Genomic DNA, 15,720 nt, shown 5'->3' with positions numbered 1-15,720 from the left:
TTAAAGTGTAAACATTTTTACGTTAAATATCAACTAACTCAATCTAGAAATCTTATTCTAAACCAGCACGTTGGAAGATCGTATCCACTTGATTCAAGTGATGTTCAGGGTTGAAGCATTCATCTAAATCTTCTTTAGAAAGTAAATCTGTAATCTTACTATCTTGTTCAACTAACTCTCTAAATGGTGTCTTTGTTTGCCAAGACTCCATCGCTTTCGGTTGTACAGTGTCATACGCCTCTTCACGCACCATACCTTTGTTGATTAACGCAAGTAGCACACGTTGAGAGAATACGAGACCAAATGTCTTGTTGATATTCTCTTTCATGTTGTCTTCGTAAACTGTTAAACGATCGATGATGTTTGTAAAACGGTTTAACGCATAGTCTAATGCGATTGTTACGTCTGGTAACATCACACGCTCAGCAGATGAGTGAGAAATATCACGTTCATGCCAAAGTGGAACGTTCTCATAAGCTGTAGTGATATAACCGCGGATGACACGAGAGATACCAGTGATGTTCTCAGAACCTACAGGGTTACGTTTATGTGGCATCGCTGATGAACCTTTTTGGCCTTTCGCAAACGCTTCTTCTACTTCGCGTGTTTCCGTTTTTTGTAAGTTACGAACTTCTACAGCAAATTTTTCTAAAGAAGTGCTGATAAGTGATAATGTCGCAATGTAATAAGCATGACGATCACGTTGTAAAGTTTGCGTTGACACAGGCGCACAATCTAGGCCAAGTTCTTTACAAACATGCGCTTCAATTTCTGGTGGGATGTTCGCAAATGTACCTACAGCCCCACTCATCTTGCCGACTTCAATTTCCTCACGCACGCGTTTGAAACGTTCAAAGTTACGTTTCATTTCGGCATACCATAGTGCCATCTTCACACCGAAAGTTGTCGGTTCTGCATGCACACCGTGTGTACGCCCCATCATTAATGTGTATTTGTATTTTTTCGCTTTTTCAGCGAGCACTTCGATGAAACGTTCTAAATCTTTCTCGATGATGTCGTTTGCTTGTTTAACTACATAGCTCAATGCTGTATCTACTACGTCTGTTGAAGTTAAACCGTAGTGTACCCATTTACGTTCTTCACCGAGTGTTTCAGATACTTGGCGCGTGAATGCAACTACGTCGTGACGTGTTTGTTCTTCAATTTCTTTCGCTCTATCTACGTCTACTTTGGCATTTTGACGAATCTTCTCTACATCTTCTTTCGGAATATAACCGAGCTTACTCCATGCTTCACATGCTAAGATTTCTACCTCTAACCATGCTTCATAGCGATTTTGGTCTGTCCAAATACGAGACATTTCTTCTCTAGAATAACGTTCAATCATGACATTAACTCCTATCTTTGTTTTAATATTTTTACAGTTAAAATATGTATATTTACTTACAATCAATAATTATAGTTCGTCTTTGAACCTTTCAACTCTAGTTTACCAAAAATCATCGTAAATGTATAAGGCTTTTGTGAAATGTCTGAGATTTTTCTGGTTAATTGTAAGTAGAAAGTCAAATCAGAGCATCCTCAACAGCATTCATTCTATCCGTTTTGAATAAATTTAAGTTTACAACCTCTATGTGAATCATATCTCAATTATTTCATTTCGTTACTTCATCTCACCACTAAAGAACCAAAAAAGCGCAGAAGTCATTGCTTAGTTAAACCAACAATAACCTCCACGCTTCAACTCAAAAATTATTCTTCTATGCGTTTACCAACAAATTGAATCTCTTGTCTTAATACTTCAATTGAGCCATCAGGTTGTTCTTGATAAACGGGTTTCTCAAAGCGTTTCACCGGCATATAGCCTGCTTCACGCATACGGGCTAAACAATCTTGAATTGTTTCATTATCCTCTACTTTGAACTTCTGTTGCTTCTTCATAAATACTTTCCACTTCATCCGTATCGTATTGTTTAATCTTACGGCTGCGAACGCCACGAGCCCAGAATCCACCGTGAATTGTACGTGGTTCATAAGCGATGACAAACGCTTTCGCATCAATCTGCTTCACCGTTTCGATCAACTTAGCTTCGTAACGTCTCGGCGTTAAGATTTGCATGACGATACGTGCACCATCACGACCATATGCTGTGTAATGTGTGACACCATAACCCACATCTCTTAATTGACGTGGCAAATCTAATTCGTGTTCAGCTGACGTTACGTTGATGACAGTATAACCTAGAGCGAGCTTTTCTTCAATCTTCATCCCAACAATGATACCAACAGAGAAACCTAACGCATAGGCGATGATATTCTGAATTTGATCTAAGCTAGACATGACGAGTCCAAGTCCCACGACGTACACGAGCACTTCTAAAAAGCTAACAATTGCAGCCATATAGCGATAGCCTTTTAAAGTTAGAATCGTTCTCATCGTAAGAAATGTGACATAGCAGACGTTAATGACAAATATGGCAGCAACCATGAGCCAAGGATTGGAACTGATGAATGACATGAGGGCATGTTCCTTTCTTCTCGTTAAATAAATTTAGCTCATTTTACCAATTAGAAAGTTTCTCTGTCACTCAGAATGACTTGTCTTTGATTAATTTTTTGGCCACGTATATCTCGTGTAGGCCAGTTCACGTTTATGCGCATTACGAACATAATGTTGTTCGATCTTCGCTTTCGCTTCACAAGGGACTTGCTTGCCTTCTAAATAGTCATCGATATCTTGATAAGTGACCCCTAATGCTTCTTCGTCAGGCAATTGTGGTTTATCATCCTCTAAATCAGCAGTAGGCACTTTATCATAAAGATGTTGTGGTGCGTCGAGATATTGGAGTAATTGCTTGCCTTGTCTTTTATCTAAACCGTAGAGCGGCGCGATATCCGCAGCGCCATCACCGTACTTAGTGAAGAAACCAGTGACATTCTCTGCTGAATGATCCGTGCCGATAACGATGCCCGACGTATTTGAGGCAATAGAGAACTGGACTTTCATGCGCTCTCTCGCCTTCTCGTTACCCCGTTGGAAATCCGTCAATTCAATTCCCGCTTCTTTCAACGAAGCGACACTCTGATCCACTGCAGGCTTAATATTCACTGTAATCGTGCGATCAGGTTGGATATATTCTAATGCGTCCTCTACCTCGTCGGCATCTTTCTGTTGACCGTATGGAAGTTTCACCGCGATAAATTCACACTCACGTCCCTCTTCACGTAATGACTCTACAGCCATCTGACACAATTTTCCAGCAAGCGTCGAATCTTGGCCGCCTGATATACCTAAAACGAGACTTTGAATAAATTCGTGAGATTGAACGTAGTTTTTTATAAATTGTAAAATGGATTCTGTTTCCTCTTGACTGTCAATTTGAGGCTTTACTTTCATTTCTCTCACAATGATAGATTGAATATCACTCATGGTCTTCCTCCATTTCTTTGACGTGTTGCGTCACTTCATAAATGCGTTCATGTTTATTATGCCAACATTGAGAACTTAAATCGACAGGGTATTCTTGTGGATTTAAGAGACGTTTATTCTCTTCCCATAATAATGCGAGGTTGGTTGTTAAATAAGCACGCGCCGCATCTTCATCAGGTAAATCGTAGACAAGCTCGCCATCAACGAAGATATCTTCATGTAAATCTCTCGCTTCAAATGATTTAATAAATTTCATCTTGTACGTATGCACAGGATGGAAGAGTTTTAATGGTGTTTCTGCTCTTGGATCTTCGTCTGCTAGTGTAATATAATCCCCTTCCGCTTTATTTGTTTTCTTATTAATAATACGATAAACATTCTTCTTACCTGGGGTCGTTACCTTTTCAGCATTATTAGACAACTTAATACGGTCTACGTAGTCACCATGCTCATCTTCAACAGCGACCAGTTTGTACACTGCACCTAAAGCTGGTTGGTCATAGCCAGTGATGAGTTTCGTTCCGACACCCCAAGAATCCACTTTCGCACCTTGTGATTTCAAACTCGTAATCGTACTTTCATCTAAATCGTTGGAAGCTACGATGCTTGCATCAGTAAAACCAGCTTCGTCGAGCATTTTACGTGCCTCTTTGGATAAATAAGCAATGTCACCTGAATCTAAGCGGATGCCGATAAAGTTAATAGAATCTCCTAACTCTTTCGCCACTTTAATCGCATTAGGAACGCCAGATTTCAATGTGTGGAACGTATCGACGAGGAACACACAGTCTTTATGACGTTCAGCGTATTTGCGGAAAGCCACAACCTCATCGCCATACGTCTGAACCATAGCATGGGCATGCGTACCTGAAACCGGAATATCGAAGACTTTACCCGCACGTACATTACTTGTTGCGTCAAAGCCACCAATATATGCCGCGCGCGCACCCCAAAGTGCTGCGTCGACTTCTTGGCCACGGCGGGTACCAAATTCCATTAGTTTGTCCTCATGTGCAGCCTGACGAATACGACTTGCTTTCGTTGTGATGAGGGTTTGGAAGTTCACGATATTGAGCAACATCGTTTCAACGAGTTGCGCTTGAATTAATGGCGCTTCTACACGTAGTAAAGGTTCATTGCCGAAACATAATTCCCCTTCACGCATCGCACGGATATTACCTGTAAAACGGAGCGTTCTCAAATAATCTAAAAAGTCATCTTGATAACCGATAGATTTTAAATAATCGATATCGGCTTCTGAAAAGTGAAAATTTTTAATATAATCAATGACACGTTTCAAACCGTTAAAAACGGCATAGCCACTGTTAAAAGGCATCTCTCTAAAATATAAATCAAATACCGCTTTACGCTCATGGATCCCATCGTTCCAATACGTCTCAGCCATATTAATTTGATACAAGTCATTATGTAAGACGAGCGTATCATCTTTAAAACGTCCCACTTCTATCTCTCCAATCGTTCTTTTTTCATTAGTTTAACAAATCGCATGAGGCTAATCACTCAAAGACGTTCACTTTTCTTATAAAAGCGTGATTTATGACTTTTAAATGAACAGTTATCAAAACACAAGGATTTCTCAATCAAACATCATATAATAGACGTGAGGTGTTCATATGTATAAAGAAGCGAAAGATTTCATCGAGCTCATGTATCACGAGCTGGGTAAAGATAGACAAGAAATGACGCGACGTTTAGAACAAATTTATGCAGAAATTCAAAAGACGGGCACATATTGGCAGACCTCTGAAGAACTAACATATGGCGCAAAGGTAGCGTGGCGCAATTCCAATCGCTGTATCGGACGTGCTCATTGGAATGGTTTGAATGTTGTCGATGCACGCGATATTGCTGAAGAAACATCATTTATCCAGTCAATTGAAGACCACATCGTACAAGCGACGAATAATGGTAAGATCAAACCGTACATAACGATCTATCATCCTGACCACCCACCACGTATTTATAACAATCAACTGATTCGATACGCCGGTTATGACGATTGTGGTGACCCTATGGAACGTGAAGTCACGCAACTTGCCGAGCATTTAGGTTGGCAAGGTCCACATACAGACTTTGATATCTTGCCGCTCATCTATCAAATGCCTGGAGGCAAAGTGAAATATCACGAGTATCCATCAGAAATTATTAAAGAAGTGCCAATCTCTCACCCTCAGTACCCTAAGCTAGAAGACTTAAATTTGCGTTGGTATGCGATACCTATTATTTCGAGCATGGACTTGAAGATCGGCGGTATTACCTATCCTACTGTGCCGTTCAACGGTTGGTACATGGTAACGGAAATCGGTGTGCGTAATTTTACAGATAGTTACCGCTATAATTTATTAGAGAAAGTCGCGCATGCTTTCGAGTTGGGTGATTTAAAAAATACAAATTTCAACAAAGACCGCGCCTTAGTTGAACTTAATTATGCCGTCTATCACTCATTCAGAGCCCATGGTGTTTCGATGGTCGACCATTTAACAGCTGCAAAACAATTTGAAACGTTTGAACGGAATGAGCACAAACGCGACCGTGATGTAACTGGTAAATGGTCTTGGTTAGCGCCACCATTATCACCAACTTTAACACGAAATTACCACCATGGTTATTCTAATGAAATGCGAGACCCTAACTTCCATTACAAGAAAAAATCCCATTCAGGTTGCCCGATTCATAGCTGATAACCTGAATGAGATGTGAGCTGTTGCTTATACTGGATATTTGCCTCTATCAAGTGCGCAAACCTTTATATGTAACAGCTTTTTTAGTTGATGTTAACTGTTTTTACTGAACATGCTTCTGGAACATCGAGTTGTAGTCTTTGAACTCCTTTTAAATATAAGCGTTGATTGTCAGCTTCTTCAAATTGATTATCTGCGATGAGTACGCCATCATGTTGCGCGTTCTGATAACTTTTAATCAATATCGCCGGATCTTTCATCGCACCGATAAACACGTTATCAAAGATATTCAAATTCTGACCTGACTGCGCTTCACGTACTTGGCCGGTCATATCCGCAGCATTTTTACCTTTATTATTCTCACCTAAATAGCGAATGCCACCTCGACAGTGGTCGAAGTAATTGTGATGCACGTACGTATCCTTATTCTTTAAAAGCGTTACAGCATAGGCTTGCAAATGATCAAAGTAATTATGACGAATATGGATGTTTTGGTAGAACTTGTTATACCGACTCGCGTGAGAACCGATAGCACGATGCCAAGGTCGCATACCTAGTGTATCAGAATTGCCGAAATAGCAGTGTTCAATGACGACATTCTTCGTAATTGTGCCATCCCACGTTGAGAATTTAGGAAAAGCACCTGGTACTTGAATGTCGAGTTGCACCGCTTCAGAGAACCAGCGATCGCCGTTATCGTCCGTAAACCCTTTAAAGTCGCAATGACCGATGTATAAGCCGTCTAAACCGCATGCATCAATGGCATGACCGCCCACAATATCTTTAAACGTTACGTGCTTGAGCTGAATATCACGCGCATGCCCAACACAGAGCGCCGTATTATTGTAAGGATAACGTGCACCATTCATATCGAACGTACCGCCAGAAATGTGAATATGCCCGTTACCTTCGTAACCATGATAGATTTTGTAGCCTTTACCATTCTTCATCAACGCATCTTTACTATGACGCTGTAATACTGCTTCTTCATCCATTTGAAGTGTCGTACCTTCGTATATGACGAGTGCTTTCGCAATATGATAGACCCCTTTCGGTACATAGATTGTCACTTCCGGATGCTTGCGTGCGTAGTTTAGCGCACGTTGAAAGCCAATAGTATCAAATAGTTTATTGTGTCCTTTCACTCCAAATTGTCGAACATTAATCATCATGAACCTGTTTCCCCTTTTGTAAAATCATTAGCATTACTTTATAACCCTTTTACACAGCTCACAAACACGGTGAACACGGGAGATTTGAAGCCTTTATGAAACCTGCTCACTTCACTCGTAATTGTTGAGCCAATGCGTTATGCTTAACTCAACTCGATTTACACTTAAACTCAAGGGGGATGTTATATGACGAAACGTGCTTTAATCGTAGTAGACTATTCAAATGACTTTGTGGCGCCGAATGGAGCGCTCACGTGTGGAGAGGCTGGCCAAGCGATTGAACCCTTTATCGTCAGTCGCATTGAAGAGTACAACAATAGTCAAGACACCATCTTCTTTATGATGGATTTACATTACGAAGATGCCCCGTTCCATCCTGAAAGTCAACTCTTCCCGCCTCATAACATTGAAGGGACGTTAGGCAGAGAGCTTTATGGGCGTGTGAACGACATTTACCAACGCATTCAGTACAACGATTACGTACACTATTTGGATAAAACGCGCTACGACTCATTCAGTGGTACACCGTTAGATTTGATGTTACGCGAACGTGGTATTACGGAGCTTGAAATCGTCGGTGTCTGTACGGATATTTGTGTTCTACACACAGCTGTGTCAGCTTATAATTTAAACTACAAATTGACGATTCCAGCTAAAGGGGTAGCTTCATTCGATGACAATGGTCACAAGTGGGCTTTAGGTCATTTCGCAAATTCTTTAGGTGCTGTGGTAGAACAATAAGTCCTAATCGTGCTAAAATATTAACAAATGAGAAACAAGTATGAAGAGGAGAATCAACAAATGGCTAAAACATATATTTTCGGACATAAAAACCCTGATACAGATGCAATTTCATCTGCATTAATCATGGCAGATTTCGAAAAGCAAACAGGAAACACTGATGCGACAGCTTACCGTTTAGGCGACATCAGTCCAGAAACTCAATTTGCCTTAGATCACTTCAAAGTGTCTGCACCTGAGTTACTCACTGATAACCTTGAAGATCAAGATGTTATCTTAGTTGACCATAACGAATTTCAACAAAGTGCAGACTCCATCGCTGATGCAAATATCAAACACGTGATTGACCATCACCGCATCGCTAACTTCGAAACAGCAGCACCGCTTTACTATCGTGCTGAACCTGTAGGCTGTACTGCAACGATTCTTTATAAAATGTTCAAAGAACGCGGCTTTGAAATCAAACCTGAAATCGCAGGTCTCATGATTTCTGGTATTATTTCAGACAGCTTATTATTCAAATCTCCAACTTGCACAGACGAAGATCGCAATGCTGCTGAAGATTTGAAATCAATCGCTAACGTCGACTTAGAAGAATATGGTCTTGAAATGTTAAAAGCAGGTGCTTCTACAGCGGACAAATCAGCTGCAGAACTTATCGATTTAGATGCGAAATCATTCAACATGGGTGATCACGTAACACGCATCGCACAAGTGAATACAGTAGATATCGATGAAGTATTCGACCGTGCTGAAGAATTAGAGAATGAAATGAACAAAGTAAGTGCAGAACAACAATACGATGTCTTCGTCTTACTCGTAACTGACATCATTAACAGTGACTCTAAAGTATTAGTGACTGGTGCAGATAAAGACAAAGTTGGCGAAGCATTTAACGTTCAATTAGAAAATAGTACTGCATTCTTACCAGGTGTTGTATCTCGTAAGAAACAAGTCGTACCCCCAATTACTGACGCGTTAAGCTAAGCGATACTAGCACACGCGCTTGAAACTAATAAATGAGGGTATATAAAGAACTGAGAAAGTGACTTCTCAGTTGTAATGGAAAGTAGGATTTCAGTTGAAATTCTACTTTCTTCTTATTCTTACAATTTTTCTTTATATGAGGAGAATACATAATTTTCTGTGTGGTGCAGTGCTATTTGAATCATTCTGAGCCTGACGATGGATCATTTTACCCAAGGCGATTTCTAAGTAGCGAGATCCCCTGCCCACATCATAGATATAGAATTTATATAGGAGGCTTCACTGTGAGTACGATTGAAGCACGCGTTCGCGCAAATCAACAATACTTTAATACTCATGTCACTAAAGACATTAAATTCCGTAAAAAACATCTCAAGGCACTCAGTAAGAGCATTAAACATTATGAAGATCAGCTGCTCTCAGCTCTGAAAGAAGATTTAGGTAAAAGCAATATCGAAGCGTATATGACTGAAATTGGCTATACCTTAAAAAGCATCAAACATGCACGTAAAGAATTGAAAAACTGGTCGAAAACGAAACAAGTAGATACGCCGCTCTACATGTTCCCCTCTAAAAGTTACATTATGAAAGAACCTTATGGCAGTGTTCTAATTATTGGACCATTTAACTACCCTTTCCAACTCGTGATGGAGCCATTGATTGGAGCTATAGCAGCAGGTAACACTGCAGTGGTGAAACCTTCAGAGTTCACTCCACACGTAAGTCAGGTGCTTCGAGAAATTATTACTGAGGCATTCGATGAGCATTACGTTACCGTGATCGAAGGTAGTGTTGAAACCAACCAAGCATTGCTAGCACAACACTTTGACTACATCTTCTTTACTGGTAGCGAAAAAGTTGGACGTATCGTCTATGAGGCAGCAAGTAAACACCTTACGCCAGTGACACTTGAACTTGGTGGCAAGTCGCCAGTGATCGTCGATGAGACCGCTAATATTAAGGTCGCGAGTGAGCGTATTATATTTGGTAAGATGATGAATGCCGGTCAAACGTGTGTGGCACCAGATTATATTCTCGTTCAGGAGAAAGTTAAAAATGACCTTATCGAAGCGCTGAAAAAGACAATTACTGAATTCTATGGTCAAGATCCAATTCAAAGCCCTGATTTCGGTCGTATCGTGAATGATAAGCATTTCAATCGCTTAAATGATTTACTCAATATTCACGAACCTGAAATTATTATGGGTGGAGAGACTCGACGCGAAGAACGATTTATTGCGCCGACGTTGTTAGATACAGTGACGACTGATTCAGCGATTATGCAGGAGGAAATCTTTGGACCGCTTCTCCCTATATTGACGTATGGCGAGCTAGATGAAGCTTTTGATATTATCAAATTTAGACCTAAACCGCTTAGCTTATATTTATTTAGTGAAGATGAGAATGTAACTGATCGCGTATTGAACGAGCTTTCCTTTGGTTCAGGTGCGATCAATGATACGGTAATGCAATTGGCTAATCCTAACTTACCGTTTGGTGGCGTGGGTCAATCAGGTATGGGTCACTATCATGGTCGTTATAGTTTCGATACTTTTAGTCATGATAAATCTTATGTCTTTAAATCCACTCGATTGGAATCTGGACTGATGTTCCCGCCTTATAAAGGCAAATTTAAATATATTAAACAATTTTTCAATAAATAAAATGAGGTCGCGTGCACTCAACTTTAACGCTCCCCTCTTCACTTTAGTTGTATAGAGCGGGTCGAGCGTTCGTTGCGAGTGCGTCGCGACCTTTGGTATGTTTAAAAAGAGTCCGGGACGCATATTCAACGTCCCAGACTCTTATTTTATTATTGAACGAATTGTACGCATACACCTTCTGGCGCATGAGCTTGATTATCAGTCATCGTCAATTCCCCTGTTTCTTTATCTCTTTTAAACACCGTAAGGACAGAATCGTCTTCTTGATGTGCACAAACGAGATAATCATCAGAAGGACTAATATTGAAATCGCGTGGGAAACTACCACCACTTTTAAAAATATCCACTAACTCTAATCCTTCAGCAGCTTCAGTTACTTTGAAAATAGCGATGCTGTCGTGACCGCGGTTACTGATATAGACAAACTTCTGGTCGTGAGAAAGACGTACAGCTGCGAGTTTCGTATCTCCATCAAATGATTCAGGAATCGTTAAATGGCGTTCCACCTCTTTGAACTCACCGTCTTCATACGTCATCACACTCACATAATTGGACAATTCGTGGACGACATATGCATGCTTACCATCCTCATGGAAAGCGATATGACGTGGTCCATCTCCTGGCTCAAAGTCGTAAACAGCATATTCTTTCAAGCCATCCATACCAAACTGATATGTCACAAGCTTATCTGTGCCCAAGTCAAGCGCTACCATATACTGATGATCTGGTGTTTCTTTCATCATGTGCACGTGTGGCGCATCTTGACGTTCTTTAGGACCTGTTTCATAGTCATGCTTTAACTCATGCATGAGCCCTTCAATATGCCCAAACTGAGAGTTAATCTTATAGAGACGAGCCAGTCCTGCGCCATAACATGCTTCAAACACGTACTCGCCATTTGAAGCCGCCTCTACATAGCAACCATTGCCTCGAGAAACGAGACAGTCATTGATATAACCGAGCGTGCCGTCTTCTTTAATCTTAAAGCTAGTGATGCCACAATCTTCGCCGTCTTCTTCTTTCGTCACAGCATACAAGAAATCTTGGTGTTGATTAATATATGTTGAACCTTCTAATTCATATCCAGTTTCCACATTTGAAATTGTCCCTTGTGATTCGTCGAGATCAAAGCGATAAATACCTTTGCCTGACGCTTTCGTATACGTACCTACAAAGCCTTGCGTCATTATTGAACCCTCCAATGTATTGTTAACTTCATTCTAATAAATACCCGTTTGAATTAACACTGAAATGTTTTTAGTGAAGTGAATACGCCTGGGATGTTTATCAAGAGTGGTAATTCGCTCTTTGTGAGTAAAATTAATTATCTGAAATTGAGAGGAAAAGACTTGCTATATGCGAACACTTGTTCTATAATATTGAGTGAAAGGTGGAGGTTACAATGATTCCTGATAAGTACAAAGACGAGACGGATTATCGCAAGATCCCTAGAGAATACTTGGATTCTCAGATTCCGCAAGGTCGAGGTATGGTCAAATGGGCACCGTTCGCTACTTTACCCGAACAGTTCGAACGTATTCATGAATACATACTTGATCAAGATAAGATTCAGCGTCCAACATTATCAGAGGATCAGTTGAATGAATTGAATTGCAAGATGCATCAAGCCTTGCATGATGAGCAACCTGTGCAAATGGAATACTATCAAGCCGGTGCTCTACATAACGTCGAACTGCATATTACACATATTGATATGTTGAATATGAGTTTGAAAGGTCGCGATTATCATTCCGATAAACCACTCACTTTCTCCTTATTAGATATAACTGCTATTCATTTTCTCGCTTAGTATAGAAAAAACGGTTATAGCAAATGCTATAACCGTTGATATTCACATGATTAATCATGTGATTCAATATCAGAAACGATTTGTTTTGTTTTGTTTTCGATGTCTTCAAAGTCTTTTTTGAATACAAAAGCGAAAACTACAGCACCAACACCTGCAAGTAAAGAAAGTGTTAAAATTGTGCCGAATGTAAATTTAAATAAACCTTTGATAAAATTCCACATGTCTTGTTCACCTCGTATTTATATTGCGTCACTATCACTATGATAGCACATTTCGAAGTATCAATAAATATATACCCTTTCTCATCTCAATTATGCAAAAAGATATTATATTTCTCTATTACTCAATAGAAGTTAGATTGACTGACACTTCAAACACCTTGTGATACTATCAAAGTTGAATTGAAATCCGCAAATCATTTATACGTCTTCGGTGAATATGTGGGGTCTAACATCGTAAGCTAAAGTAACAGATTCTTATCTTGCCCACCAGTTCTTGAGGACATTGACTATAGTACGGTAAATCATCATCACTCCCACATTTTTGTTGAGTTTGATTATATTTTAAATGCTCAGTGTAGAATTTACCATTAATATCAAATTACACTATAATTACAATTTTGTAAGAAAGAGGTTTTATCGGTGCAACAGGTCTCATCTGAAATTATGACGTTCAAAGGGTCTCATTATGACTTAGGCGTGGAAACAGCTAAGTGGTTACAAACAACTGAAATTTTGAAAAATCGTGAAAAAGAATGGCGTAAACGAACACCGAGATTTGATATCGATATCAATGAAACATATCAAATCTTCCAAACCTATGCGCCTCAGATTTGGGAAGAACTCAGAGGAATGCAAGATGTACTTAATTTGCCTACACGACAGATGCTTCTCAATTTCGCACATTATCGCTTTACCGTTTTGAAAGATAGTGGCTGTACCGTTTACATCGGTGATGATTATTTATTGAGAAACTATGATTATCATCCAGCTACATATGACGGCCGATATTTACTCTTTAAACCAAACGATAGCGGTCTTGCTCAAATCGGCCCTACGTCAAGAATTACAGGACGCATGGATGGAATGAACGAGGCAGGTTTAGTCATGGGTTACAACTTTATGCATCGAAAGAAACCTAAGAACGGCTTCGTTTGTTATATGATTGGTCGACTTATTCTTCAGTATTGTAAAGATGTACCTGAAGCCATTCAATTTCTTAAAGAAATACCGCATCGTAGTTCATTTAGCTATATCGTTATGGATAAACACCTTAACCATGCCATCATCGAAGTTTCGCCACGTTCAATTGAAGTACGTTATGACAGAACGTGTACCAATCATTTTAAACTACTGACTCATGAGAATCGTAATTATACTAAAGAATCGAAAGCACGCTTACATCAAGTGCTGAAACATACTTCTCATGGTTTGAAGCCAGATGATGCCTTTCAGTTATTTAATGATCCGCAATATGGCATTTATAGTAAGTTATTTAAAAGTTGGTCTGGCACCATCCATACCGTTCTCTATAAGCCTCAATCTTTAGAAGCTTGGATTACTTTAGGTGAAAATGATACCCCACGTGTCTTTAACTTTAATGATTGGTTAAACGGAAACGAGATTAACCTATCTCCTCTCAAAGGAGCAATTGATACAGATCTTACTTTTGCGACACACTAATAAAGAAAGACCGAGTTAAGGAGAAAAGATTTTGTTATTCTCCTTACTCGGACCTTCATCTTATTTAATATAAATATCTCCATAATACGTATAAAGCTCGATTTTATTATTACCGTTCCCTACCCTATAATCTTTAAAATACTGATTATCAATATGTTCTTTACCAAATATAGGATTAAGCTTTAGTGATGTATCTTTCGGTTTATGTTGATAATTCAGATGGATATCTCCATTATCAGAAGATGCCTTAAAGTTACACAATGGTTGCATATCTGTAAGATTGATATCATTTTCATGATTTATCACTGCTACGTTTTTTAATAATGTTTTATGCAATTTGAGTTCGCCCTCGTCTGTCTTGAGCTTGCCACCGAGTATTTCGCAATTACTAATGTGAGCTCTTAATCGCGTAGTTAAATACTTAAGTCTTTCAATCTTAGAATCTTCTATATTGAGTTTAGGATTACTATATTCTGTTGATTCCAAATTTAAAGATTTAGTAGCAATATCTTTAATCGTAAGCTCACCATCAACATTATGTATCTTCAGGGAACTTAGCTTTTTAGGAGGAACAGTAATAACTAAACTATCTTTCTTAAGTCGAAATGGATTGAAGTTCATACCATAACGATCTTTCTTATTTACCTTCTCACTAATTGTTAAATGATTGTTTGAATGTGTATGACGAATATATCTTTTACCTTTATAGTGAATGGCAAAGTGTTGTCCTTTCTTAATCGTCACGTCTTGTCTTACTTGGGATTTCAAATTAACCGTAAGATCATCCGCATCTTGATGAAACGTTTTTTGATATTCGTTAATTTGAAACTTTTTATGTTCAAAGCCAAACCAAACAAGGGTAGCAGCTAGAAAGCAAATGATAAAAAGGCTCAATCCAATGATGAATAATCGCTTCATGTTAAGGCTCTCCTTTTCATCTTATCGTTATTCCAACGTAAATATTTAATAATGTATCGATAGAGTACATGCGTCAAACTTAGGACGACAGCAATAATCATCAACCCTATTCCTACATATGCAAAGGTGAAGAGATAGTTACTTAAGGCCATGCTAAGGTTATCATTCATCACTCCGTTAAGTAATAAGATAAGGGGTGTGACAATAAAACCGCATCCCAATAAAAGTAAGCCAATAAAAAGAATTGCAATAGTAACTATAGGTATTAGCAGAATGATTGATGATAGCAAACTCACACTAAAGGATGTAGAAAGTGCGCGCATTACATTCTTCATCGTAGGTTCAAATTCAGCTTTCTTCAAATCATCGTTGACCATAATATCTTTAGCGATTTGCTTAGGAGCAGGTAACTCCCCTACGATCTGATATTCATTTTTTCCTTTTTTTTCTTCGTCGAAAAAATATCGTTCATACTCGAACATTTTTAAATCCCGTTTATACTTTGATAGACGATGCAATTCTTGTTCGAGTTCGTTAAGAAAAGTAATCTTATCCATATTAAAACCGCCATTAACTAGGAATATATTATTAAAATAACAATAGTTAATTATATGTATCATTATAGACAAATAAATTATATTATTTCTTTAAAT

The 15,720-nt window shown here is 39.0% G+C and carries 16 protein-coding genes; 6 read left to right on the top strand and 10 right to left on the bottom strand.

The genetic code is table 11. From position 1 onward, the window contains the following. Nucleotides 1-52: 52 nt before the first annotated feature. The 5 genes from purB to CD126_RS08320 all read right to left on the bottom strand — a co-directional run bounded on the left by purB (nucleotide 53) and on the right by CD126_RS08320 (nucleotide 4,853). On the bottom strand, nucleotides 53-1,348 hold the full coding sequence (gene purB / locus CD126_RS08340) for an adenylosuccinate lyase (RefSeq protein ID WP_049406429.1): 1,296 nt from the start codon (nucleotides 1,346-1,348) through the stop codon (nucleotides 53-55). 365 nt (nucleotides 1,349-1,713) lie between these two features. Next, the gene (locus tag CD126_RS08335; RefSeq protein ID WP_002472951.1) at nucleotides 1,714-1,902 is read right to left on the bottom strand and encodes an NETI motif-containing protein; all 189 of its coding nucleotides are present in this window, start codon (nucleotides 1,900-1,902) and stop codon (nucleotides 1,714-1,716) included. Beyond that, nucleotides 1,868-2,479 (bottom strand): DUF2179 domain-containing protein, encoded by a 612-nt coding sequence (locus tag CD126_RS08330; protein ID WP_049406431.1) that lies wholly within the window; start codon nucleotides 2,477-2,479, stop codon nucleotides 1,868-1,870. Before CD126_RS08330 ends, CD126_RS08335 begins: the two co-directional genes overlap by 35 nt. Before the next feature lie 90 nt (nucleotides 2,480-2,569). Next, complete coding sequence (gene nadE, locus CD126_RS08325) at nucleotides 2,570-3,391, bottom strand: ammonia-dependent NAD(+) synthetase (protein WP_103370307.1); 822 nt, start codon at nucleotides 3,389-3,391, stop codon at nucleotides 2,570-2,572. Continuing rightward, nucleotides 3,384-4,853: a nicotinate phosphoribosyltransferase gene (locus CD126_RS08320; protein ID WP_103370306.1), complete on the bottom strand. Its 1,470-nt coding sequence runs from the start codon at nucleotides 4,851-4,853 to the stop codon at nucleotides 3,384-3,386. The genes nadE and CD126_RS08320 overlap by 8 nt, the downstream gene beginning before the upstream one ends. 172 nt (nucleotides 4,854-5,025) lie before the next feature. Between CD126_RS08320 and CD126_RS08315 the strand changes: the two genes are divergently transcribed. Next, nucleotides 5,026-6,093, top strand: coding sequence for a nitric oxide synthase oxygenase (locus CD126_RS08315; RefSeq protein ID WP_049406438.1), 1,068 nt, complete (start codon nucleotides 5,026-5,028; stop codon nucleotides 6,091-6,093). An 83-nt stretch (nucleotides 6,094-6,176) separates the two neighbouring features. Here the strand turns inward: CD126_RS08315 and CD126_RS08310 are convergent, their stop codons facing one another. Beyond that, nucleotides 6,177-7,265, bottom strand: coding sequence for a glycosyl hydrolase family 28-related protein (locus tag CD126_RS08310; RefSeq protein WP_049406439.1), 1,089 nt, complete (start codon nucleotides 7,263-7,265; stop codon nucleotides 6,177-6,179). A 186-nt stretch (nucleotides 7,266-7,451) separates the two neighbouring features. Between CD126_RS08310 and CD126_RS08305 the strand changes: the two genes are divergently transcribed. From CD126_RS08305 to CD126_RS08295, 3 genes are all read left to right on the top strand, one after another. Then, the gene (locus CD126_RS08305) at nucleotides 7,452-8,006 is read left to right on the top strand and encodes a cysteine hydrolase family protein (protein ID WP_103370305.1); all 555 of its coding nucleotides are present in this window, start codon (nucleotides 7,452-7,454) and stop codon (nucleotides 8,004-8,006) included. 60 nt (nucleotides 8,007-8,066) lie between these two features. Further along, nucleotides 8,067-8,993 carry a manganese-dependent inorganic pyrophosphatase gene (locus CD126_RS08300; RefSeq protein WP_049406443.1) on the top strand — a complete coding sequence of 309 codons (927 nt, stop codon included), beginning with the start codon at nucleotides 8,067-8,069 and terminating at the stop codon, nucleotides 8,991-8,993. Between the two features lie 284 nt (nucleotides 8,994-9,277). Then, nucleotides 9,278-10,657, top strand: coding sequence for an aldehyde dehydrogenase (locus CD126_RS08295; RefSeq protein ID WP_103370304.1), 1,380 nt, complete (start codon nucleotides 9,278-9,280; stop codon nucleotides 10,655-10,657). Nucleotides 10,658-10,806: 149 nt separating this feature from the next. On the opposite strand, the gene pglS is transcribed toward CD126_RS08295, so the two are convergent. After that, entirely contained in the window at nucleotides 10,807-11,844 is a 1,038-nt protein-coding gene (gene pglS, locus CD126_RS08290; protein ID WP_049406446.1) for a 6-phosphogluconolactonase, read from the bottom strand. 215 nt (nucleotides 11,845-12,059) lie between these two features. Here pglS and CD126_RS08285 point away from each other — a divergent pair, with 215 nt between their 5' ends. After that, complete coding sequence (locus CD126_RS08285) at nucleotides 12,060-12,467, top strand: YolD-like family protein (RefSeq protein WP_049406448.1); 408 nt, start codon at nucleotides 12,060-12,062, stop codon at nucleotides 12,465-12,467. A 50-nt stretch (nucleotides 12,468-12,517) separates the two neighbouring features. On the opposite strand, the gene CD126_RS08280 is transcribed toward CD126_RS08285, so the two are convergent. Then, nucleotides 12,518-12,688 carry a hypothetical protein gene (locus tag CD126_RS08280; protein WP_088606350.1) on the bottom strand — a complete coding sequence of 57 codons (171 nt, stop codon included), beginning with the start codon at nucleotides 12,686-12,688 and terminating at the stop codon, nucleotides 12,518-12,520. 420 nt (nucleotides 12,689-13,108) lie between these two features. On the opposite strand from CD126_RS08280, the gene CD126_RS08275 reads away from it, so the two are divergent. Then, the gene (locus tag CD126_RS08275; RefSeq protein WP_103370303.1) at nucleotides 13,109-14,149 is read left to right on the top strand and encodes a C45 family autoproteolytic acyltransferase/hydrolase; all 1,041 of its coding nucleotides are present in this window, start codon (nucleotides 13,109-13,111) and stop codon (nucleotides 14,147-14,149) included. 60 nt (nucleotides 14,150-14,209) lie between these two features. Here CD126_RS08275 and CD126_RS08270 read toward each other — a convergent pair whose 3' ends face one another. Further along, nucleotides 14,210-15,067 carry a DUF4097 family beta strand repeat-containing protein gene (locus CD126_RS08270; protein ID WP_049406452.1) on the bottom strand — a complete coding sequence of 286 codons (858 nt, stop codon included), beginning with the start codon at nucleotides 15,065-15,067 and terminating at the stop codon, nucleotides 14,210-14,212. Further along, entirely contained in the window at nucleotides 15,064-15,624 is a 561-nt protein-coding gene (locus tag CD126_RS08265) for a DUF1700 domain-containing protein (protein WP_103370302.1), read from the bottom strand. Before CD126_RS08265 ends, CD126_RS08270 begins: the two co-directional genes overlap by 4 nt. Nucleotides 15,625-15,720 lie beyond the last annotated feature (96 nt).

The sequence above is a fragment of the Staphylococcus pettenkoferi genome, from assembly GCF_002902685.1.
GTDB classification, from domain to species: Bacteria; Bacillota; Bacilli; order Staphylococcales; family Staphylococcaceae; genus Staphylococcus; species Staphylococcus pettenkoferi.
This window is presented reverse-complemented; position numbering and strand designations above follow the sequence as displayed.